The sequence below is a fragment of the Acinetobacter sp. V89_4 genome, assembly GCF_029967875.1.
GTDB classification, from domain to species: domain Bacteria; phylum Pseudomonadota; class Gammaproteobacteria; order Pseudomonadales; family Moraxellaceae; genus Acinetobacter; species Acinetobacter oleivorans.
Map to the genome: position 1 here is coordinate 1 of NZ_JASCAI010000005.1, position 21584 is coordinate 21584.

Below are 21584 nucleotides of genomic sequence, written 5' to 3' on the forward strand. Positions count from 1 at the left end.
ACAGAGAACAGAGAACAGAGAACAGAGAACAGAGAACAGAGAACAGAGAACAGAGCTTATATAAACACGTTCAAATATTGGAGTGTGATTGAATTAAAATTTCGAACTAGAAAACAAAAAAATTCCTTCTATCAATACGACAAGAAGAAATTCTTTTTAATCTTTGGGATATTTTTTAAAGCTTGAACGCTTTTAAAATATGGTCGGAGCAGTAGGATTCGAACCTACGACCCCCTGGTCCCAAACCAGGTGCACTACCAGGCTGTGCTATGCTCCGAAATTGGGGTGAATGACGGGATTCGAACCCGCGACAACTGGAATCACAATCCAGGGCTCTACCAACTGAGCTACATCCACCATCAAATAGTTCTATGTACCAAGCTACCGAGTGGCGCGCCTGACAGGATTCGAACCTGTGACCATCCGCTTAGAAGGCGGATGCTCTATCCAACTGAGCTACAGGCGCTTAACCGATGATGCTTATCATGCGATACTTCGCCGATCTTAAAATATTATTTTAAGTGGTCGGAGCAGTAGGATTCGAACCTACGACCCCCTGGTCCCAAACCAGGTGCACTACCAGGCTGTGCTATGCTCCGATCTATCTCAGCTTTTGCTGTATCGCACATCGTGCGGTACGGTGTGCATTCTAGGCGCGACGCCCTCAGACGTCAACACCTATTGTCAAAAAAAGTTAAAAATCCTTATCAAATGTATATTTAACAAGCATTTTGAAGTTTTTTAACGCTTTAACGATGCACTAAAGGCTAACATTCGATCTAAAGGCATTTTGGCACGTTCAGCAAGTGCTGGATCAACGTGTATTTCCTGATCACCTTTTTGTAAAACTTCTAAAATTCCATCGAGTTCATTCATTGCCATCCACGGACAGTGAGCACATGAACGACAAGTTGCACCCTCACCTGCTGTTGGTGCCTCAACTAAAATCTTATTGGGTACCGCTTGCTGCATTTTGTAGAAAATACCGCGGTCAGTTGCCACAATGAGTCTTTCATTTGGCAAAGTCTGCGCAGCTTTAATCAGTTGAGAGGTACTACCTACCGCATCGGCAATGTCTACAACCGACTCTGGTGACTCTGGATGTACCAATACAGCCGCATCTGGGTACAGTGCTTTCATGTTGGCAATACCACGTGCACGGAATTCTTCATGCACAATACACGCACCATCCCAAAGCAACATATCTGCACCAGTTTTCTTTTGAATATAGCGACCTAAGTGCTGATCTGGTGCCCAAATAATTTTTTCGCCTAAGCTATCTAGGTGTTCAACAATTTCTACAGCACAGCTTGAAGTCACCACCCAATCTGCACGTGCTTTAACAGCAGCCGATGTGTTGGCATAAACAACTACGGTGTGGTCAGGGTGCTGATCACAAAATGCTGTGAACTCGTCAACTGGACAGCCCAAGTCGAGTGAACAGGTTGCTTCAAGTGTCGGCATTAAAATTGTTTTTTCAGGAGACAGAATTTTTGCTGTTTCTCCCATAAATTTGACCCCAGCCACAACCAGTGTTGAGGCAGCATGATCTCGTCCGAAACGGGCCATTTCTAAAGAGTCAGAAACGCATCCACCTGTTTTTTCGGCAAGCTCCTGTACTTCAGGGTCGCAATAGTAATGAGCAACAAGGACAGCATCACGTTTTTTGAGCTCTGCTTCGATCTGTGCAAACTTTTGTTGTTTTGCTTCTTCACTTAAGCGATTGTCTTTTGGCTCACCTAAACGGTCTAAATGCGCTTGTACAATGTTTTTTGCATCGTTGGCAATTAAAGTCGCATCACTCATAAAACGTCTTCTCTATCCTTCATGCTGGCATACCTGCTCGCATATAACGTTACTGCTTAAATGATTTATGGATTGAATCATTTAATATCAAAAGTTGGGGCTAATAAAAAAGCCTCTTTGTCGAGGCTTGATTATAACTGATATTTAAGAACGGTAATCAGCATTAATTTTGACATAGTCGTAAGATAAGTCACAGGTATATACCGTGTCTTTGGCCTGACCACGTCCTAAATCAACACGAATGGTAATTTCAGTTTGAGCCATAACACGCGCGCCCGCTTCTTCGGTATAGTCCTCAGCTGCGCCGCCATCTTTACAGATTTGTACGTCGTCTAACCACACTTGAATTTTAGACACGTCTAGGTCTTTAACTCCTGCATAGCCAATCGCAGCTAAAATACGTCCCCAGTTCGGGTCCGATGCAAAAAGCGCAGTTTTGACAAGTGGTGAATGCGCAATGCTATAAGCAATGTCACAACATTCTTGAATATTTGCGCCACCTTCTACAGCTACAGTAATAAACTTCGTTGCGCCTTCGCCATCACGAACAATTAACTGTGCTAATCGATTCATTACACGAGCAAGTACTTCTAACACTTTAGTATAGCGTGCATCACTGTCTGATGTAATTTCAGCGCCACCCGCCTGACCAGTTGCTACAAAAATACAAGAGTCATTTGTTGAGGTATCACCATCAATCGTAATACGGTTAAATGAATGCTCAACCGTGGTTTTTAGTAGCTTTTGTACTAAATCACGGCTAATAGATGCATCTGTTGCTACAAAGCTCAACATGGTTGCCATGTTCGGGCGAATCATTCCGGCGCCTTTACTAATACCTGTCATGGTATAAGTAATGCCATCAAGTTCAAATTGTTCAGATGCACCTTTAGGTACTGTATCTGTGGTCATAATGCCAGATGCAGCATCATTCCAAGCCGCGTCTTGTACGCTATTTAATGCTGGCTGAAGACCAGCAAGTAAACGCTCCATCGGAAGCTGCTCACCAATCACCCCCGTAGAAAACGGAAGGACTTCAAAACTGTTTACCCCAGCAATCTCAGCCAATTTTGCACAAGTATCTTGAGCATTTTTCAAACCCGTAGGTCCAGTTCCTGCATTGGCATTACCTGTATTAATCACTAAATAACGAGGATTACCTTCGGCAAGATGAGCTTTAGAAACATGAACAGGCGCTGCACAAAATGCATTTTGAGTAAATACACCTGCAACATTTGAACCTTCTGCAAACTCAAAAATGACTAAATCTCGTCGGTTTTGGTAACGTACATATGCTTCTGTTGAGCCAATTTTTACACCTTTTACCACATGCATTTGTGGCATTGTTACGTCACCGACAGCCATTTTTAGAACATCCAAAGTTTGTTGAATAAGATCAATATTTCAAAAAAAGCGATGCCATGAAGCACTTTCTTCATGAAATATCATAGTGGACAGCTTAGTAGAAAAGTCTAAAAAAATCGAGCGCAAAAACAGCTCATTGTTGCTCTAGTTTTAATAAAATGTCTTTCTTATCAAGCCCACCAGCAAAACCAACTAAAGCACCACCCGCACCAATGACTCGGTGACAAGGTGCAATAATTGAAATCGGGTTTTTGCCATTCGCCGCGCCAACTGCTCTCACCGCTTTTTCATTGCCAATTTGAACAGCAATATCTTTATAACTTCTTGTTTCACCATAAGGGATGGTCAGTAAAGCAGACCAGACCTGCTTTTGAAATACGGTTCCTTCGAAATCGAGTGGCAATATAAACTCACGGCGTTTACCTTCAAAATATTCTTTTAATTGTTGTTCGGTCTTTAGTAAAACTGGATGCTCAAGTTGTTCGACTAGCTCGGCCAGTCGAACACGTTTTGGATTTTCATTGTCCCAGAGTATTGCCACCAAAGCATTTTCATTCGCAACCAGCTTTAATTGCCCAACAGGCGAATTGATATACTTATAAGACAGCAACATAGTTTTATTCTCTTAGGAAGGTGATGAAATTTTCATTAAAACCAAACCTGACACAATCAATACAGCGGCAATCATTCGCATAGCGCCAACAGGCTCATGAAGAAAGAAAATACCGACTAGAAATGACCCGATTGCGCCAATTCCTGTCCAAACCGTATAGGCAGTACCAAGGGGTAACGTTTTCATTGACATTGAAAGCAGAATTACACTCAAAATCATAAAAACTACGGTAATAACACTAGGGGTTAAACGTGTAAAACCTTCGGACATTTTCATAGAATATGCCCAAATGATTTCAAATACACCTGCTAAAATTAAAATAGCCCAAGCCATAACATTCACTAATTTTTATAGTGTCAGGTCGTCCCGACATGATTACCCAATATGGGGGAGGTCGTTCCTCCTTTATGAGAGGACTCAGTTTACTTTAAAATAAAAAATGAAGGCAAACCTTATCTAAAGCTTGCCTGTCTTAGAAAATACTATTCGTTTTTTAACTGTAAAATTTTTCGTGCGCCATTTAAAACAAACAAGACAATAATTAATCCAATCATTAAATCAGGATAAGGAGAACCTGTAATGGCAACCAATATTCCTGCGACAATGACACCCAAGTTTACGATGACATCATTTGCAGAAAAGATATAACTCGCCTTCATATGTGCCCCACTCTCTTTATGGTCTCTCATTAAATAAAGGCAACTAATATTGGCTGAAAGAGCCAATCCACCAATTAAAATCATGAGAATTGAAACAGGTTCACTGCCGTAAATAAAACGACGCAACACATCAATTAACACAATCATGGCTAAGCCAAACTGAAACCATCCTGAAAGATGCGCAGCCTTTAATTGTGCATTTAGATTTTTACCTACCACAAATAAAGCAATGCCATAAATTGCAGCATCAGCAAACATATCAAGCGAATCAGCGATTAATCCTGTCGATGAAGCAATGATGCCTGCCATAAACTCAATGACAAACATGATGCCATTAATGAGTAACAGCCATTGTAAAACTTGCTTTTGTGAGGCATTGGTTGAAGAGCTAGCTCGAACCTTTTTAGGTTTTTCAACAGGTTCATAATGTGGCTGCGTTTGTTGTAATTCTGCTCCTAGTCCTAAACGTTGCAGGCTTTGGGTGATCTTTTCAGCTTGAACACTGTGATAAATCGCCAAATGCCGTGCTGGCAAGTCAAAATGAAGCTCTTGAATATCCTCAGCGTAAGAAGCCAAAGCCATCCGTACCATTTGTTCTTCAGCTGCACAATCCATGTGAGGAATATGATAATAACTCACCCATTGGCTCTTTCTAGGCACAGCTTCACTAGGTGTAGAATACTCCTGAGACGGCATGCTTGAGCACCCGCAGCTAGAGCTGGTTTTATTTAAATGTATTTGATTCTCTTGTTTTTCTAAAGCCATCTGTGCACCATAACTGACACAAAAAACAATGCCATCAGTATAAACCAATGGCATGTCATTAAGCTTAATTTTTGTTCGGCAATTAGAACTTAAGTGTTAACCCTGCTCCATAATACCAACCATTTTCAGAGTCGGTTCCAGTTTGCCAAGCCGTTTGTTTTAAACCTTTTTCATAGCCGTATCCCATATCAACAAATGGCATGACCTTTTTGTTGATTTCATAACGGGTTTGAAAACCAGCTTGTAAACTTGATAACCCTGTTTTACTGGCATAGCGAGATTCATCTTGCAAAACAACATCTGCTTTTAAATAAGGTTTACCAATTAGCTTTTGGGTAAAGAGTAAGTCTCTTTCCGTTTCTAAACTTAGCTTCCATAGCTGGTCTTCACCTGCATAAAGATATGCATCGGTTTCAAAAAAGTAAGGTGCCATGCCATGCAAACCGACTACACCTGCCCAGCGATCTTGCTTTTCATCTTCCCGTTGTAAACGCTCGTAATTTACCCCAGCCTGTACATCCCAATAGTCAGCTACATTTCGACTGTAAAGTACTGAACCGCCATAATTGGCATCTTCCGACTCGGCTTTTTCAACATGGGCTTTAATGAACAATTTATTTTCATCAGTTCCCACCCAACTTTCTAATTCAGAAGAAAAACTGCCTTCTCCTTCTTCATTCTGAGTCCAGCCAGTATCAATTTTTGTTGCCTGATAGATCTGTCCACCATGTTCACGTAAATGATCATGCGTTAAGGGTTCTTGTGCCAAAGCAAGAACCGATACACCAGAGAAAACACCGCAACATATCATTTGAGAAAATAACTTAGTGATGCGCATGACTCGCTCCTTTTTCATTTTCAGATTGAACAGGTGCTTGAGATGCATCTACTGCTCCATCATTCACTTGAGCCACGATCAACTTATTCATCATTCCAGCACTCATGTGATAAAGCAGATGGCAATGAATCGCCCATTCTCCTAAGACATCGGCTGTTAATAACGCAGTAACTGTCTTTCCTGGTGGAACAATAACGGTATGTTTATTTGGCAAGTTTTCAGCTTGCTGGCCATTTTCCAATTGCATGAACATGCCATGTAAATGCATTGGATGAGCCATCATACTGTCATTCACGAACTTCAAACGAATACGTTCGCCATACTTAACTTGCAATGGCTCAGCTTCGCTAAATTTCTTGCCATTAATAGTCCAGATATAACGCTCCATGTTGCCGCCTAAACGAATAACAAGCTCTCGCTCTGGCGCACGTGTGTCTGGCTGAGGTGTTAAAGATTGCAAATCACTATATTGCAGCGCTTTCATACCCTCTGGTGTCGAAGCATTTGCCCAGCCATAAACGGGTTCATCCTTTTTAGTTTTATTCTCAGATTGCGCAGGCATCTCATGCTTCATATTCATCATAGCGTGGTCATGTTCACTCGATGACATTGCCTGCATATCATGTTTCATTTCAGGCATCGCTGACATGTCATGCTTCATTTGCATCATAGAATGATCATGTTGGCCAGATGACATATTTTTCATGTCATGGCTCATGTTCATCATCGTATGATCATGATTAGTCTGGCTCTCTTCTTTTTTCATTTCAGGCATAGCCGACATGTCGTGTTGCATGTTCATTTGATGGCCAGCATGTTCATCACTTGCCCCATTGCCATGACTCATGCCCATATCATCCATGGTTAGCAAAGAACGTGGACGTGGTTGCAGCATTTGAACTGGCTCTACAGCTTGCGTATTTTCATTGTGCAAAGTCCCAATGGCAAAACCACTGCGGTCAATAGACTCTGCTTCAATCTGATAATTTGGTTGTTTAGGTTCTACGATCACATCGTAGGTTTCGGCTGTGCCAATACGAAACTCATCAATTGCAACAGGTTTAACTGGCTGCCCATCTGCACTTACGACTGTCATTTTCAAATTTGGAATTCTGACATCAAAAAATGACATTGCCGATGCGTTAATAAACCGTAATCGAACCTTATCACCAGCTTTAAAATTACCTGTCCAGTTTTGCTGTGGTGTCTTGCCATTAACTAAGAAGGTATAACCCGTCACATCAGACATATCGGTTTTTAACATCCGCATCTGATTCCACATCGAACGATCTTGCCAAGTTGCTTTTAAGCCTTGTGTTTTAACTTGCTTCAAAACATCAGATACGGTTTCACGGCGGTTTTGATAATACTCAGCAGATTTCTTCAAATTTTTCATAATGCTATCGCTAGAAGAATGATGAAAATCTGAAAGCATCACCACATAATCACGATCAGTTTTTTCATGTGCAGCTACGGGTATTTTCCCTTTTGGATAAATCACGAGCGGGCCATATAAACCATCTTGCTCTTGGCCTTTACTATGAGCGTGATACCAATACGTGCCGTTTTGTTTCACCTTAAAGCGGTAAACAAAATCTCCATTTGGAGCGATTCCTTTAAAACCATTGAAACCCGGTACGCCATCCATTAACCCTGGCAGTAATAACCCATGCCAGTGCAAAGACGTGTCTTGATTCTTTAATTGGTTATGAACATGAATAACAGCCTCATCTCCTTCTTCAAACTCAAGAAGTGGTGCTGTAAATTTTCCATTTACGGTAATTCGTTTGAGCGGCTGACCCGTAACATTGACCTGTTGTTCATTAATATTAAGGTGATATTCCTTAATTGCCGCGAGGGTCCATGGTGAAACGAATAGACCAAATACAGCGACGAGGCTGCTAATTGTTTTATGTGACATTGCTGTAATCCTTTGAACTAAAAAAATAAGTAAGAAAGGATTAAGCTTTTGGAGGACGTAAAATTTCTTGCCAGTATCCGGCTAAATGCTGAGCCTGATAAATACTGCTAAATTGAGACGAGATTGGAATGAACTGCGAGTCAATATCTGGTACAGCTTGCTGTAATGCCAAATTCACAATTTGACAATGAACTGGGTTACAGTCCTGACAATGCTCACCATGTGAGTTAAGAGACTGTGTCATATTTTGATGACATACAGTCTGATCATCTGTTTGAATATGCATATTCTTATGCGAAGTTTTTTCACTATGACACGGCATAGTGTGAAGATCATGCTGCATAGGCGTCTGAGCAACAGACACACCACTCCACCCAATGACCAAAGTCATTAGGAACACAAACCAAGCATACTTGCGTAAGTGTTGTAGAGCCATTGTGGTTTATCGCCTAGAGCCGATGAGTAATCTTAACCCCATTAGCATAACCAAGTTTTCAAACAGATACAATTTTCAATCTTAACTGTTTGTTTTAAAGTAATTAAGCAAATGGTGATTGATGCTGAAGGACTAAATCAATTACCTGCAATGCACCTTCTTGTTCATTACTTACAGTTGTATAAGGAGCTACTGCTTTCAAAGCTTGTACGGCATTTTCAACCGCAAACCCATAACCGACAGCTTTGATCATCTGGATATCATTATTGTTATCACCAATCGCGACCACTTGATCAGCTTTAACCTGCCATTTTTGCAGTAATAGCTTCAAGCCATGCGCTTTATGCTGATCTGGAAGAATTAAATCGATAAAACCAAAACCACTTGAAACAGGCACTAAGACTTTGTCTGCAACAAAACTTTTTTTCTGAAAATGTTCAAAAATCGCAAAGCTTTCGTTTTCCTGAGCAGTAAAAGTAATTTTACACACCAAGTCATCTAGTGCATAAAAATCATCAATAACTGTTAGCTTTTCAAAGTATCGAGCGACTTTGGCATAGTCCTCTGCGTTCATGCTGCTATGCACATAAGCACTCTGTTTCCCACAGATCACCATGGTTGAGGTATATGAAGAGTCAATTGCTTTTAAAATCTCAATATATTGCTGCTGACTTAAATGAGCAAAAGCTATTTCTTGCCCTGCATCTACAACATGCGCGCCATTTTCTGCAATAAAAGCAATTTCATGACTAATTTCTGGAAAATAGGTAATTAGCTTTGCGAGTTGGTTACCACTGGCAACCACGAAATGAATATTATTTTGTTTAAGTTGTTCGTACTGTTTTAAAAAACGTGCTTTGTTGTACTGCTTCTTAGAATTAAGAAAAGTCCCATCCATATCTACCGCTAAAATTTTTATCGTCATTAATTATCTAAATCTCTTACTAAAATCTTATTAAAGCAAATTTAGCTTTATTTTTCATGACACTTTTACAGTTTTATACTTATCTATCTCTAAAAAATTTTCACACAGAGCCGTATCGTTTTTTGCACAGGTTATTTTTTAGCAAAGCTTAATAAAAAATCAGATAATAAAATATTCAACACGCATAAAAAAAGAACGCCAAAACGTTCTTTTTTCATACATTTCGCTTAGAGAATAAACAGTTGATCTAATTTTGTTTATTTTACCAACATCTTATCCATACGGTTATCAACACAGTTATCCATATAGTTATAAACAAAGTTATCCACAAGCTTATTCTCAGTTCAACATGCTTTTTAAGCGTCTACACTGCCTACTTTCGCAAGCTCTGCACGCATTTGATCAATCACAACTTTATAATCTGGTTGACCAAAAATAGCTGAACCAGCAACAAACATATCTGCACCCGCTTCTGCAATTTCACGAATATTTGCAGGACCAACACCACCATCAACTTCTAAACGAATATCACGACCACTTGCATCGATAATTTTACGAGCTTCACGCAATTTTTCTAATGTCATTGGAATGAACTTTTGTCCACCAAAACCTGGGTTTACGCTCATTATTAAAATTTGATCTACTTTATCAAGCACGTAATCTAAATAGTGCAACGGCGTTGCTGGGTTAAAGACTAAACCAGCTTTAGCACCGCCTGACTTAATCAGCTGTAATGAGCGATCAATGTGGTGAGATGCTTCTGGGTGGAACGTAATAATATCAGCACCAGCTTCCAAAAAGTCTCCAATAATTCGATCAACTGGAGATACCATTAGATGCACGTCAACAGGAGCTGTAATCCCATAATTTTTTAAAGCCTTACATACACCAGCACCAAAAGTTAAATTTGGAACATAGTGATTATCCATCACATCAAAATGTACTACATCGGCACCTGCGGCTAACACTTTGTCTACATCTTCACCTAAACGAGCAAAATCGGCAGATAAAATAGAAGGAGCAATCAAGTAAGGCTTGGACATAGGTGGATGACCTGGCTAAAAATTTAAGGAGAGGCTGAAAATTATAACAAAAAAGAACCTACTTGACCTGCCCTTCCTTGCTTAAATGACAACATTTCAAACTTGCAACGTAACGTTGCAACAATAGAATGCTAACGGCGAAACGAATTTGTTAAGGTACATTAAACCAATGTGAGGATTGATAATGAAAAGCACAACTCATCTATTAACAAACGATGGAAAACGCATTGCAAAACGTCTAGTTAATCATTGGAAGCACAAGTTTGAAGTACAAGAAACTGAACAAGATTTTAAAATCTTAATGCCTACAGCAACGATTACACTTGCACCAGAAACAGAGCAGTTAAACGTTGCTATTGATAGCCAGTTAGATGACCACGATCACTTAGAAAAAGTGGTGCTTGATCATCTAAACCGTATGGCTCAACAAGAATTTCAGGTTGAATGGCAACACTAATTAGCCAGCGACCTTTTCTAATTGGATTGCATGGAACTGTAAATGCTCATCCATAAAGGTTTGAATAAAGTAATAACCATGATCATAGCCAGCATGTTGTCTTAAAGTCAAAGGCTGTCCTGCTTTTAAACATGCTTGCTTAAATTTTTCAGGGTGAAGTTGTTCATAAAATTGATCATCTAATCCCTGATCAACCAAAATTTCGTCAAATACTGCACCATTTTTTGAGACTAAAGCTGTGGCATCATGAGCCAACCAGCTATCGCGATCTGCACCTAAATAATGACTAAAGGCTTTGTCTCCCCATGCACACTCAGTTGGCGCACAGATCGGTGCGAAAGCAGATACCGACTTAAACTTTTCAGGATATTTAAACGCTAAAGTTAATGCACCGTGGCCACCCATTGAGTGTCCAAAGATACCAACTTGTTGAGCGTTTACAGGAAAGCTTTTTAAAATGAGTGGATATAACTCATCAATTAAATAGCTTTCCATTTGATAATGCTCAGACCATGGTGCTTGTGTAGCATTAATATAAAAGCCCGCGCCTTGTCCAATATCCCAGTTATCTCCTGCTGCGACTTGTTCTCCACGAGGAGAAGTGTCTGGGGTAATCAATATTAGGCTCAGCTGTGCGGCCATATGCTGTGCATGTGCTTTAATGGCAAAGGTTTCTTCAGTACACGTTAACCCAGCTAAGTAAAACAAAGTTGAGCAAGCTTTACCTTCTAGAGCTACTGGTGGTAAATAAACACCAAACTTCGCTGGTCCTTTTAAATAAGAAGATTCAAATTGGTATATACGCTGCTCGCCCTCAAAGCAGCGGTTTTTTTGCAGGAGTTGCATCGTTTTTAGCCTCTGTTTTTGTTTGAGCAATATCTACACTACCTGTATTTTGCTGAGGAAATAGATACTTTTCCAATTGAGGTAGCATAAGTTCCATATTTTTACCAATCATCCACTGAGGCTCTGAAGGTTCAACACCTTGAGCCACTTCCCATTTGGTTACTGTTTGCTTAGCTGTGTTAAATGAGTCTTTCATCGACGATTGCTCTCGCATAGCCAAATCAAAGAAAGCTCGTCCAAAATAGGTATAGTCAGCTTCGTTATTACATCCAAAAGAAGTTTTATCAGCGGCAGATGCGGTAATAATTAAAGTATCAGGAGACTGTAAAGCAGGAATAAAGCTTCCTGAATAACAGGCTGAGATAACAATCACGCGCCAGCGAATACCAGATTTATCAAGTGTTTCACGCAACCATTTCGGGTCTACTTGCCCTAAATCTAATGGTGCATTTTCAATTTCGAAGTGATTCTGTTCACCGTGTGAAGTCATATATAGAAATAGGACATCGCTATCACGGTTCATTTGCTGCCCCATACGGCGTAGGGCTAACTCGATACTGGTTTTCGAGGCAATCGGAATTTCTGTGCGGGTATCTGGATTATTGACCAACATCATCGAACGACCAATCGTTCCAAAACGTGTATCAAACTGTTCTTTAATACGGACCACTTCCGATTTAAAAACATCTTGGTAACTATCGCCAGCAACACCTAAAAAATACCAATGACTTTTTGCCTGCTCGCCATATTGGACTTGCTCTAAAGAATCACTCAGCAATTTACTTTGTGCGTAAAAAGCATCTTCAGCAAATGTTGGAGCCGAATCTTCTACCTTCCAAATCGGTTGATCTTTTACAGAAAGTTGCCACACTACCATCGTTGCAATAGTCGCAACCATGACGAGTGCACGTTCCCACCAAGGCCACTTAAGTTCGCGTGAGAAAACCCAAATCACCGCTAAACTTTGCCACACAAACAAAGCCACAAATAAGCTCGGTAAAATTCCGTTATAAATAGCATCGGGAATAAAGTTGAGATAACCGTTAGAACCCAAATACTGAATTAAACATTGAATTAATAAGATATTTGTATCTAGAACCAACCACAGTAAAGCAGGTACTAGCATTAAACGAGGTTGGTTGGTGCGCTGGGATAAGAAAATACCGACAATTAAGGCAATGAATGGCCAAAGTGCATAACCAATTAAACCTTGTGAATTGAAATCACCGATTTGACCAGCGACAAGCCAACTATACAGAGAGTTAGTACATCCCCCTAAAATTCCCCAAACAATCAACTGAAGAATAGATGGATGTACAATTTGTAGAGAACGTCTTGATCCCAAAAACAGCCACATTCCGGCAATTTGGTTGCTTTTAAAATCATGCCAAAAGTTAATGGAGGGTTTAAGATCAATCATAAAAGGTTTTCAAAAATTTCGTTTTTGTCAGGCATCTTAAGTGTATGCCTGCTAAGAATTTTAGCAATCATGCTTTTGAACTATATCACATATATTTGTGCATTATTCAAGCAATAAAACCTAACCTTACATAAGCCTACTGAAAATACGCATCAAAACGACAAGCATCTCCTTGCCATTGATGAGCTGGCTCTTGATTCGCCAAGAAAATAGCATGGCGCGGTCGTTTAACGACTACACGTTTAGCAACTTTCTGAGCCAAAACAAGCAAATTATCCCCCAGATCCATTTCACCATCTTCGGGTAAAAGTAGGTGTAAAAGCTGCATCTGTTTTTTAACCTGAGCTTGTTTTTTGATGGCTTGGTGATTCTGGTCACGCTGTGGAAACATCGGATCTAGATAAACTACATCAACCATTTGAGCTGTTTGCTGTAACTGTTGTAAATAACTTGCAGAATCAGCAAAGATCAGTTGAATCCGATCCATAAATTGGCTTAAAAAGCTGTCTTGTTCAGCTTGTGCTTTTGCATCTTCAAGTAAGGTAAATAAAATTGGATGGCGTTCAACCAATTGTATTTGTGCGCCTAAATAAGCCATGAGTAAACTATCGTGGCCTAAGCCTGCTGTAGCATCAACCAGTATTGGTTTTTCACCTAACTGACAAGCCCGAGCAATCATTTCTGATTTAAGACTTGCACGTTTTAAACGGGAAATTTCGGCTTTCCAATCGGGCTGCATTTTCATGCCATTTGCAGATAACCATAATCCGTTTTCATCCACACAAAGTGCCAACTCAGGATTTAAACGCAGAAAACGCGCATTCAGTTTTTCAACTAACTGTAAATCTACAGTCACACCTCTAGAACAAAGCACAGCCTGGTAGTGCTGTGCTTGTTCTTGAAAATCTACTTCAAAATATATGTGCATGATTCGCCTTTATTTTGCTTTACCCTGATCTGCTATTTTTTTCCATGCATCATCACGTAAATAAACTGGCAAAGCATGTTCAGCATCAACCCACTGCTTTTCTGCTGCATAAACACGTGCAATAGAAGCAATGTCTTGTGCAGTTGCAGTGATTGTTTGATGATCTGCATCAGCTTGAAGTAACTTTGCGCCCGAACCAATTAAGCAATGTTTTGCGTAAGCAGCAGCTGGTTCGTAGCCCATTAATTTTTCTTCATCAATACATTGCATAATTCCATGTTCATCTAGAACATAACTTGCAATGTAAACTTCGTTCATACGCGCATCGAGAACCGCAGTCACTTGTTTCAAACCTTCAAGTCGGTATGCCGCTTGAGCTAAAGCTTGCAAACTCGAAACAGGAATAACAGGTAAATCTTGTGACCATGCCAACGCCTGAGTCACAGCTGCATTAATGCGAACACCACTAAAAGAACCCGGCCCACGGCTAAAGGCAATCGCATCTAGACCAGCAACCTCAAGACCTGTTTGCTGTAGCCCCTGCTCAATCATGGGCAAAATGGTCTGGGTTTGTGCTTTCGCCCGCGTATCGAGTTGAAAAAACAGTTCTTGGGTTTCATCGACTAATGAAATAGAACACTGCTCATTTGCAGTTTCCAACGCCAGCAATTTCATGCACAACCTTAGTATTAAATCAGATTAAAAACGAGGGTTATGATACCCCACTCGGCTCTGATAGGCGAGTTGTTCTCTTTCTAAATAAAAATGCCAAGCTTGTGCTTGGCATAAAAATATTTTGCTAAAAAAGAGTTAAAAGTGGAATTCTTTTAAATCTGCATAGTTCTTAAAGTGCTCAGCATAATGCAATGCACTCAAACGTATTTTTGCAGCGCCATCTTCATCTAAAGTTTTGACAATTTTGCCAGGTGAACCCATCACCACTGAATTATCTGGAATCACCTTCCCTTCAGGAATTAAGGCATTCGCACCAATAATACAGTTTTTACCAATTACAGCCCGATTTAAAATTACGGCGTTCATACCAATCAAACTATTATCACCAATCGTGCAGCCATGTAGCATGACTTTATGCCCAACGGTGACATATTCACCAATATTTAACTCAAGTCCAGCATCGGTATGTAATACAGAATTTTCTTGAATATTAGAGAAATCACCAATTCGAACTATACAGTTATCGGCACGTACTACAGCTCCAAACCAAATGCTGACTTGACGCCCTAACTCTACTTGTCCAATGAGCGTTGCTGTTGGAGCAACCCAACCATCCCATGGCTCATGTAAGGCTTTTGGGTGCTGTCCTTGATAGCTATACATCATAATTTATCAATCCTGATCATTTATTCTTATGAGAAAACTTTGGCATTCCAAAGGTTGGCGAGTTGAGTAAAAATGGCCAATCTTTTTGATAACCCAATCCATATTTAAACAGAGCAACTAACATACGAGCAGTTAAACCCCAAATGATTTCATTATCAATCTGTAAGCTTGGAAAATATAAAGACTGGTGAGCATATCGAACTTCATAGGGTGTTGGACGCGTCTCGATAAGTTGCTGCAACGGGACAAAGAAAATTCGATCAATTTCCGTAGGCTGAGGTATTAAAGTGACCTCAGGAGGAATAAGCCCAACGATTGGTTTTACAGACAAACCACTTCTTGCACGTTGCATTGGTAAATCACCTAAAAGCTGCACATCGAACGGGTTTAAAGCTGTCTCTTCCTGAGCTTCTCTTAACGCTACAACAATATTACTGGTATCACTAGGATCACGCTTTCCACCCGGAAAAGAAACTTCCCCCGCATGGTTGTTCATATGTATTGAACGGCGTGTGAGTAGTACCTTTGGATCATTTTCATTAGTAATTGCAATCAGTACTGCTGCTTGTGCTTCTTGTATGCGGGTGGAAAAGCGCAATCTTTGCTGTAACTTTTGTGTTAGCAAGTGCTCTTCCATACCATTCACCTATTATTCTATCTCTCTTTGCATCATATCTGAAAATCAAACTTAGGGAATAGAGTTGATGCGTAAGTCTAAAAATTCAGTTATGCTGAGTCATCTCTATACTCGATGATAATTATGAGTTTCTGTGTAGCGTGTGGGCATAAAACCGAACAAAAAATTCCTTTAGGTGATCATAAAGTACGCCGTGTTTGTACTCATTGTGGAAATATTCACTATGAAAACCCCAAAGTAATCTGCGGTGCCTTAGCGTTATGGGAAGACAAAGTATTACTCTGTCGTCGTGCGATTGAACCTCGTTATGGTTTATGGACTTTGCCTGCTGGCTATATGGAATTGTTCGAAACCATGGAGCAAGGTGCAGCACGCGAAACTCGAGAAGAAGCAGAAGCCGAGATAGAAATAGAACAACTGTATTGTATGTACAATATTCCGCGTATTGGTCAAATTTATGTACTATTCAAAGCACAGCTGAAAGATGGAATTTTTGGTGCAGGTGAAGAAAGCATTGAGAGTCGTCTGTTTGAAGAACATGAAATTCCATGGGGTGAACTTGCGTTCCCTAGTGTTGAACATACATTAAGACATTATTTTGAAGACCGTAAAAAACAAGTTTTCCCAACACATCTTGAAACTTTGGGTACGCGTTTAGATCATACGGGTTAATCAATTAGATAATAAAAAGACCGCTAAGCGGTCTTTTTATTTGTTTAATATGTTAAGACTTAGTTTTAATTGCTTTACAAGCTGGAATAGATTGATCCGCTAGTTTGATTGTTACAGTACCAAATTTACGTTGAGCCAAAGCTTTATCCGCAGTGGTTGGAGCAGGCACATCCTTAAGCGTATTATAGCTTTCTTGAGCTGCCGCATGTTGATTAAACCAAGCAGTATTAGTATCGAAATCAATGCTCGTACTATCTACCTTATTTGCCAATAAATTAAATAGATTCAATTTCGCAGGTCCCGGAGAAACGCCTACAAAAGTTACCCCAACCATCGCACCATCAATATTCTCAAATTTCGGATTAGATAAAATCATACGAACGTAAACAGACTGTTGGCTATTTGAAGGATCATCAACTGTCGCCGCTGTAGTACCAATTCGATATTGTTGTACGCCATTACTATCCACTAAACTATTTTCAGACACAGTCGCACATTGGCCTGACATATCATTTGTTGTTGAATTAGGTTTGATATCAGTACGAATATCCCCATGTTCATCAATAACAATACCTAAATTTACAGGTTGAATCGTCTTATCTGAAAAATTAAATGTCAGAGTCGCATAAAGAGGAAAAATATAATTCTCTCCCACCTTTACGTTACCAGAAGTTTTGAAAACCCTTCTCTCTAGATAACTAATAGGACTACTTTTAACAATACTCAATATCCCATTGTAGCTATCACCATCAACATTTTGACGCCAGAGGCCATAATGTTGCGGATTACCTGTACTGAGTTTTGTTAAGTATTTATAGAATGGTTCTGTTCCTGCCACTCCATAATCATTAAAGAATTTACCTTGATAAATCTGTAAATCTTCATTCGGATTATCAGAAGCGCTTAAACGAAGTGGAGTCGTTGGCTGAATCTCACGGCTAATAGGATTTAACCAAGTATTCTGTGCATTTGCATTTAATCTAGCTGGTTTAACTTTTGAGGTTAACAAATAAGGGTTTTGTACTTGATTGTTTATTACAATAGCATTACCCTTCCACTGCAAACCATATCCTAATGTATAACCTTGTCGGTCTGATAATAAATAAAACTCATCTGCTGAATGTCTTAAGTTAATTGTGTTATTAAAACATTCTTCCTGTGTAGTTCTATTACATCCATAAAAAACTTGATAGTTTTGAAATATGGGACTTGAACTAGTAAATAAATTGAATGACTCAAAAATGCCAGCATTACTTAAGTTGGTCGTTTGTACAACTAACTTATAAGCTTCATCATCAGAAATTTGTCCTACATCTAACCAAGGTTTTAAAATATTTGCATACGCACCATTTTTTAATTCTGTAGCTGTTATGCTCTGAGAAATTTTAGTAAGCTGATCTTTCTTTGTATCTGTAAGTTGGGTGGGTTGTATATCCCCAATCAGGTTATCATCATTTTCCACGCCAATACTTTGAAAGATTTTTATTAAAGCAATCGCTACTTTAATTGTTTCATCATTTTTATCTAATGTTGCTGGAGTTTTACCTGTAATACCACTTGCTAAATCCAGCACTCTTAGATATATCGGATTGATCACTTTAGTCCTACCATTCACGGCAGTAAACTTCCCAATCGTATCCAGATTAACGTTTCCTAAGAAAACCTTTTTATTATCTTTACTTTGAATATAAAAACGTGCTGTATCTCCTACTTTGCACGACCCAATTACCGCATTTCCTGAAAGTTTAGTCGCATAATGAAAATTTGTTGCCGAACTACAATCGAAATTAATACCAGCTATTGGGTAATCTAAAGCGAATTGCAAACAAGTTGTATCTTCTGCACCAGTGTCGCTCGTTGTTGGCGTACAACTACCTGAAGATAAATTTCCGTTATTAGTACCAGAATTCGGATCTTCACTAATATTGGAACTACCGCCACCACAACCATTTAGCATAATCGCTAATGTGGTTAGTGCAAAAGGCCATAAAACTTTTTTATTCATTAGATACCCTACTTATTTTTAACGTAATACGGAAATTTGAATTTGTCCCTGATTTGTTAACTCTTTTTCTGCAACATCCACTGCAGAAGATAAAGGTGTCATCATCATGTAATGTGCTGAAGGTGGTACTTTTAAAACACCTTGAATTGATGAATGTTGTAACATCGTAGAAGGATAAGATTTACTCTTAAACCCACTAACTCCTTCTAAAATGCACCCCTTATTATCTAAAAAGATGACTAAAGGCCAGTAATATAGAGGCTTCTCATTACTAGCAGCAAATGACATAAGTTTTAAATGCTGAACAGAAGGGTTTAACTGTACTACCTCATATTCAAATTTTTCTTTCAATGGCTTACGAGGCCATACACTTACTTCTTTATTTATACCAAGTGTCTTAATTTGTTTGTTATAACCTTTAATAAAACATTTATCTTGTTCAAAAGCTGCTTCTAACTCTTGCGAAGATAAACGCATATATGTTGGAGCCAATACAACAGTAGACTCTTCATCTTTAGCCTGCCGATTAAAAAGCTGATCTAAAGTTGACCGACTCACACCTTTTTTACGCTCTATTGATTCAGTTCGTCCCAAGCCATCAGGCATAAGATAAAAACGCTTTTTACCTTCAAGATTAAATTCCTGATCTTCAAGATACTCATTATTTACATATTCAACATTATCAATCGTTGTAAATTTAGACTTATCCTGTGAAGAGACGGCTGATGGAGCTGCCTGTGATGTATTTTTTATTGGTGGCGGAACTAAAATAAGCTTTTTCTTCCAATCGTTATTAGCGACTGGTTGAACCTTTTCACCTTCGAAAGATTTAGTTTTCTCGGTAGATGTTTTTAATTCTTTATCAGCAACAATAGCAGTTTGAATTTTTTGGGGTGCAGTCGGTGCAGTCGGTGCAGTCGGTGCAGTCGGTGCAGAATTTAATTTCTTTTGTGGTTGTTGTTCTACTCTTTTTGGTGAGTCTGTATTGCGCGCTTCCTCTTTAAACACTTTTTGGGCGGGAACAACTATCGTATTAGTTGTTGGATTTTGGTGTTGTGTTTCTTCTATTTTAGAGGAAGTTTGTTTTTTCTGGTCAACTCTTTTACTAGGCACAATCATAGGACGGCCATCGGGACCTATAATCGTATAAAATCCGTCTGCATAAGAAACAGAAACATTCGCTATCGCAACACATAAGGTCAAGATAGCGAAATTAGGGTTAAACATCCGTTTATACTGTTTTACCATTTTGTTCTATAACTCAAACCAAGTACTGTGACTTTTGTATTCGTTTTTACATCTAAACCTGAATAAGGATTTAATAAAATATTATCGACACCACACTTATTCGATAGAGTACTACTACAAGCTGGAATATTGTCACGACTACGTAAGAAGCCGACAGAAAGATCTAAGTCTGTATCAGCATCAAAACGATAACCTACCCCTAAACCGAATAATTGCGCATTATTGATCGGAACCATGGTATTACGCTTATCATTAGGAATAGCACTAGCACGCGGCTCATAACCTGCTCGTAACTTCAAACGATCAGTTGCTGAATACTCTAAACCAATACCCCAACTCCAAGGTGAAGTAAACTTTAATGGCAATGCTAAAGAGTTATCAGTCACATCATTCGATAGAAGTTTGGCAATCTTTAATAATGTAATCTGTCTATCAAATTCAAATTTAAACTTATCCCAAGCAGAATAATCAGTCCATCCAACATCAAAGTTTAATTGTAAATCTGGAAATATTTTGTATTTAATACCTGCCTGAAAATGTGCAGGATACTCTAAATCCATCGCGACTAAACCAGACTCAGTGTCAGGAACATATCCAGGTAATCCAAGAATGGCAGCTAAAATTTGACCAGTTGCCGATGAGTTTAATCCCTGAACCAACTGTTGAGGAGCTTTAGCATTATTAATCATGTATTTGCCTTTGAGACGCATCTTGGCAGCACTTTGATATACCATACCAAAGCCAAAATCATCTGTTGGCTCCCAAAGCAATCCCAAGTTATAGCTAGGGCTTAATGATTGTTCTAATGAAACTTGTAATGCCCCCATTTTATTAAATGGATTCATTCCTTCTTTCGTATTACAAATTCCCAATAACAGCAGATCAGTAATCATATCGTTATTGTCTTTGAAGGGTGCACATACCACTTCATCAACCATACGCAGTACACCAATCATTTCATTAGGAAAACGTAAATCGGTATTTAAAGCAATCGCGTTATACGACATACCAATCGAAGCACCAATTGATAAATGATCATTTACTTGATAACCAAAAGATGGGGATAGATATGTAATACGCTCTACAGCAACCTGTTGTCCCATATAGTTACCCGGATTGCCATTTTCCGCTCCAAAACCTGCTACTAAAGGCGCATACATTGCCGTTGCAAAGGTTACTTTTGAGCCTGGTGGCTTATAAGCTATACCTGCTGTAGGAGCAACAAGTGGGTAACCGGCTCCTAAATCAACCATTTTTTTAAGAATGGGGATATATAAGCTTGCATACTCGACATCACCATGTACAGAATCTTTAAAATCTGTACAAATATTGGCAGAAATTTCTGGTCCATCATTACAAACTAAAGGATCATCTGAATAACCAAAAATGTTGTACCCAGGAGGAGCTGAGAACTCTCGCTGGATATCAAAGTTTGCAAGAATACCTTGTACATCTGTTTGTAACCCATCAATCTTCGCTAGTGCTGCTGGGTTAAAATGAACTGCACTAATCCCTGGAGGATCTGCCGTTACAGCATTCCCCATCGATAGTGAACGAATATCAACAGCTAGGTTTTGTCCTAATTGAGCATTGGCAAAGCTAGAAAAACCGGAGATAACAATTGCCGCCGTTAAAGGACATAATTTAGGATATTTCACC

At 39.3% G+C, this 21584-nt stretch carries 21 protein-coding genes and 4 tRNA genes; 2 read left to right on the forward strand and 23 right to left on the reverse strand.

The features are described 5' to 3' along the window. Positions 1-200 precede the first annotated feature (200 nt). From QLG01_RS02480 to rpe, 14 genes are all read right to left on the reverse strand, one after another. Positions 201-277, reverse strand: a tRNA-Pro gene (locus tag QLG01_RS02480). A 4-nt stretch (positions 278-281) separates the two neighbouring features. Next, positions 282-357: transfer RNA gene (locus tag QLG01_RS02485), tRNA-His, on the reverse strand. A gap of 32 nt (positions 358-389) precedes the next feature. After that, positions 390-466, reverse strand: a tRNA-Arg gene (locus QLG01_RS02490). Between the two features lie 56 nt (positions 467-522). Continuing rightward, positions 523-599, reverse strand: a tRNA-Pro gene (locus QLG01_RS02495). A gap of 142 nt (positions 600-741) precedes the next feature. Then, positions 742-1806, reverse strand: a complete 1065-nt coding sequence (gene nadA / locus QLG01_RS02500; RefSeq protein ID WP_004794428.1) for a quinolinate synthase NadA — start codon at positions 1804-1806, stop codon at positions 742-744. 144 nt (positions 1807-1950) lie between these two features. Continuing rightward, positions 1951-3171 (reverse strand): bifunctional glutamate N-acetyltransferase/amino-acid acetyltransferase ArgJ, encoded by a 1221-nt coding sequence (gene argJ / locus QLG01_RS02505; protein WP_282495754.1) that lies wholly within the window; start codon positions 3169-3171, stop codon positions 1951-1953. 133 nt (positions 3172-3304) lie between these two features. Next, complete coding sequence (locus QLG01_RS02510) at positions 3305-3784, reverse strand: methylated-DNA--[protein]-cysteine S-methyltransferase (RefSeq protein WP_013198887.1); 480 nt, start codon at positions 3782-3784, stop codon at positions 3305-3307. A gap of 12 nt (positions 3785-3796) precedes the next feature. Continuing rightward, complete coding sequence (locus QLG01_RS02515) at positions 3797-4117, reverse strand: multidrug efflux SMR transporter (protein ID WP_013198888.1); 321 nt, start codon at positions 4115-4117, stop codon at positions 3797-3799. A 149-nt stretch (positions 4118-4266) separates the two neighbouring features. After that, on the reverse strand, positions 4267-5262 hold the full coding sequence (locus tag QLG01_RS02520; protein ID WP_282495755.1) for a cation transporter: 996 nt from the start codon (positions 5260-5262) through the stop codon (positions 4267-4269). A 28-nt stretch (positions 5263-5290) separates the two neighbouring features. Further along, a complete protein-coding gene (locus tag QLG01_RS02525; protein WP_282495756.1) occupies positions 5291-6046 on the reverse strand; it encodes a copper resistance protein B in 756 nt (251 codons plus the stop codon). Then, positions 6033-7967: a copper resistance system multicopper oxidase gene (locus QLG01_RS02530; RefSeq protein WP_282495757.1), complete on the reverse strand. Its 1935-nt coding sequence runs from the start codon at positions 7965-7967 to the stop codon at positions 6033-6035. The genes QLG01_RS02525 and QLG01_RS02530 overlap by 14 nt, the downstream gene beginning before the upstream one ends. Before the next feature lie 40 nt (positions 7968-8007). After that, entirely contained in the window at positions 8008-8403 is a 396-nt protein-coding gene (locus tag QLG01_RS02535; protein ID WP_267531554.1) for a hypothetical protein, read from the reverse strand. Positions 8404-8506: 103 nt separating this feature from the next. Beyond that, positions 8507-9328 (reverse strand): Cof-type HAD-IIB family hydrolase, encoded by an 822-nt coding sequence (locus QLG01_RS02540; RefSeq protein ID WP_282495758.1) that lies wholly within the window; start codon positions 9326-9328, stop codon positions 8507-8509. A gap of 356 nt (positions 9329-9684) precedes the next feature. After that, on the reverse strand, positions 9685-10371 hold the full coding sequence (gene rpe / locus QLG01_RS02545) for a ribulose-phosphate 3-epimerase (protein ID WP_004794447.1): 687 nt from the start codon (positions 10369-10371) through the stop codon (positions 9685-9687). Between the two features lie 184 nt (positions 10372-10555). Between rpe and QLG01_RS02550 the strand changes: the two genes are divergently transcribed. After that, positions 10556-10828, forward strand: coding sequence for a DUF2218 domain-containing protein (locus QLG01_RS02550; RefSeq protein ID WP_000843452.1), 273 nt, complete (start codon positions 10556-10558; stop codon positions 10826-10828). On the opposite strand, the gene fghA is transcribed toward QLG01_RS02550, so the two are convergent. From fghA to QLG01_RS02580, 6 genes are all read right to left on the reverse strand, one after another. Then, the gene (gene fghA / locus QLG01_RS02555; protein WP_282495759.1) at positions 10829-11674 is read right to left on the reverse strand and encodes an S-formylglutathione hydrolase; all 846 of its coding nucleotides are present in this window, start codon (positions 11672-11674) and stop codon (positions 10829-10831) included. It lies immediately after the preceding gene. Next, positions 11643-13094, reverse strand: a complete 1452-nt coding sequence (locus QLG01_RS02560; RefSeq protein WP_005302864.1) for a C13 family peptidase — start codon at positions 13092-13094, stop codon at positions 11643-11645. Before QLG01_RS02560 ends, fghA begins: the two co-directional genes overlap by 32 nt. Positions 13095-13230: 136 nt before the next feature. Further along, positions 13231-14022: a class I SAM-dependent methyltransferase gene (locus QLG01_RS02565; RefSeq protein WP_198307527.1), complete on the reverse strand. Its 792-nt coding sequence runs from the start codon at positions 14020-14022 to the stop codon at positions 13231-13233. Between the two features lie 9 nt (positions 14023-14031). Then, positions 14032-14697, reverse strand: coding sequence for a tRNA (adenosine(37)-N6)-threonylcarbamoyltransferase complex dimerization subunit type 1 TsaB (gene tsaB, locus QLG01_RS02570; RefSeq protein ID WP_192455590.1), 666 nt, complete (start codon positions 14695-14697; stop codon positions 14032-14034). Between the two features lie 135 nt (positions 14698-14832). Continuing rightward, positions 14833-15360: a gamma carbonic anhydrase family protein gene (locus QLG01_RS02575; protein WP_151989121.1), complete on the reverse strand. Its 528-nt coding sequence runs from the start codon at positions 15358-15360 to the stop codon at positions 14833-14835. A 19-nt stretch (positions 15361-15379) separates the two neighbouring features. Continuing rightward, the gene (locus QLG01_RS02580) at positions 15380-16009 is read right to left on the reverse strand and encodes a CoA pyrophosphatase (RefSeq protein WP_085942204.1); all 630 of its coding nucleotides are present in this window, start codon (positions 16007-16009) and stop codon (positions 15380-15382) included. 114 nt (positions 16010-16123) lie between these two features. Between QLG01_RS02580 and QLG01_RS02585 the strand changes: the two genes are divergently transcribed. Further along, positions 16124-16672, forward strand: a complete 549-nt coding sequence (locus QLG01_RS02585) for an NUDIX hydrolase (protein WP_002115876.1) — start codon at positions 16124-16126, stop codon at positions 16670-16672. A gap of 52 nt (positions 16673-16724) precedes the next feature. Here the strand turns inward: QLG01_RS02585 and QLG01_RS02590 are convergent, their stop codons facing one another. The 3 genes from QLG01_RS02590 to QLG01_RS02600 are packed head-to-tail and all read right to left on the reverse strand — an operon-like array spanning position 16725 to position 21583. Further along, positions 16725-18677, reverse strand: a complete 1953-nt coding sequence (locus tag QLG01_RS02590; RefSeq protein WP_282495761.1) for a protein FilF — start codon at positions 18675-18677, stop codon at positions 16725-16727. A gap of 18 nt (positions 18678-18695) precedes the next feature. Further along, the gene (filE, locus tag QLG01_RS02595) at positions 18696-19925 is read right to left on the reverse strand and encodes a putative pilus assembly protein FilE (protein ID WP_282495762.1); all 1230 of its coding nucleotides are present in this window, start codon (positions 19923-19925) and stop codon (positions 18696-18698) included. Further along, positions 19919-21583, reverse strand: coding sequence for an outer membrane protein transport protein (locus QLG01_RS02600; protein WP_151989500.1), 1665 nt, complete (start codon positions 21581-21583; stop codon positions 19919-19921). Before QLG01_RS02600 ends, filE begins: the two co-directional genes overlap by 7 nt. Position 21584 lies beyond the last annotated feature (1 nt).

Excerpts from the sequence above, each read along its gene's own strand:
- nadA (WP_004794428.1), bottom strand. The coding sequence starts at position 1,806 with ATGAGTGATGCGACTTTAATTGCCAACGATGCAAAAAACATTGTACAA.
- argJ (WP_282495754.1), bottom strand. The coding sequence starts at position 3,171 with ATGGCTGTCGGTGACGTAACAATGCCACAAATGCATGTGGTAAAAGGT.
- QLG01_RS02510 (WP_013198887.1), bottom strand. The coding sequence starts at position 3,784 with ATGTTGCTGTCTTATAAGTATATCAATTCGCCTGTTGGGCAATTAAAG.
- QLG01_RS02515 (WP_013198888.1), bottom strand. The coding sequence starts at position 4,117 with ATGGCTTGGGCTATTTTAATTTTAGCAGGTGTATTTGAAATCATTTGG.
- QLG01_RS02520 (WP_282495755.1), bottom strand. The coding sequence starts at position 5,262 with ATGCCATTGGTTTATACTGATGGCATTGTTTTTTGTGTCAGTTATGGT.
- QLG01_RS02525 (WP_282495756.1), bottom strand. The coding sequence starts at position 6,046 with ATGCGCATCACTAAGTTATTTTCTCAAATGATATGTTGCGGTGTTTTC.
- QLG01_RS02530 (WP_282495757.1), bottom strand. The coding sequence starts at position 7,967 with ATGTCACATAAAACAATTAGCAGCCTCGTCGCTGTATTTGGTCTATTC.
- QLG01_RS02535 (WP_267531554.1), bottom strand. The coding sequence starts at position 8,403 with ATGGCTCTACAACACTTACGCAAGTATGCTTGGTTTGTGTTCCTAATG.
- QLG01_RS02540 (WP_282495758.1), bottom strand. The coding sequence starts at position 9,328 with ATGACGATAAAAATTTTAGCGGTAGATATGGATGGGACTTTTCTTAAT.
- rpe (WP_004794447.1), bottom strand. The coding sequence starts at position 10,371 with ATGTCCAAGCCTTACTTGATTGCTCCTTCTATTTTATCTGCCGATTTT.
- QLG01_RS02550 (WP_000843452.1), top strand. The coding sequence starts at position 10,556 with ATGAAAAGCACAACTCATCTATTAACAAACGATGGAAAACGCATTGCA.
- fghA (WP_282495759.1), bottom strand. The coding sequence starts at position 11,674 with ATGCAACTCCTGCAAAAAAACCGCTGCTTTGAGGGCGAGCAGCGTATA.
- QLG01_RS02560 (WP_005302864.1), bottom strand. The coding sequence starts at position 13,094 with ATGATTGATCTTAAACCCTCCATTAACTTTTGGCATGATTTTAAAAGC.
- QLG01_RS02565 (WP_198307527.1), bottom strand. The coding sequence starts at position 14,022 with ATGCACATATATTTTGAAGTAGATTTTCAAGAACAAGCACAGCACTAC.
- tsaB (WP_192455590.1), bottom strand. The coding sequence starts at position 14,697 with ATGAAATTGCTGGCGTTGGAAACTGCAAATGAGCAGTGTTCTATTTCA.
- QLG01_RS02575 (WP_151989121.1), bottom strand. The coding sequence starts at position 15,360 with ATGTATAGCTATCAAGGACAGCACCCAAAAGCCTTACATGAGCCATGG.
- QLG01_RS02585 (WP_002115876.1), top strand. The coding sequence starts at position 16,124 with ATGAGTTTCTGTGTAGCGTGTGGGCATAAAACCGAACAAAAAATTCCT.
- QLG01_RS02590 (WP_282495761.1), bottom strand. The coding sequence starts at position 18,677 with ATGAATAAAAAAGTTTTATGGCCTTTTGCACTAACCACATTAGCGATT.
- filE (WP_282495762.1), bottom strand. The coding sequence starts at position 19,925 with ATGGTAAAACAGTATAAACGGATGTTTAACCCTAATTTCGCTATCTTG.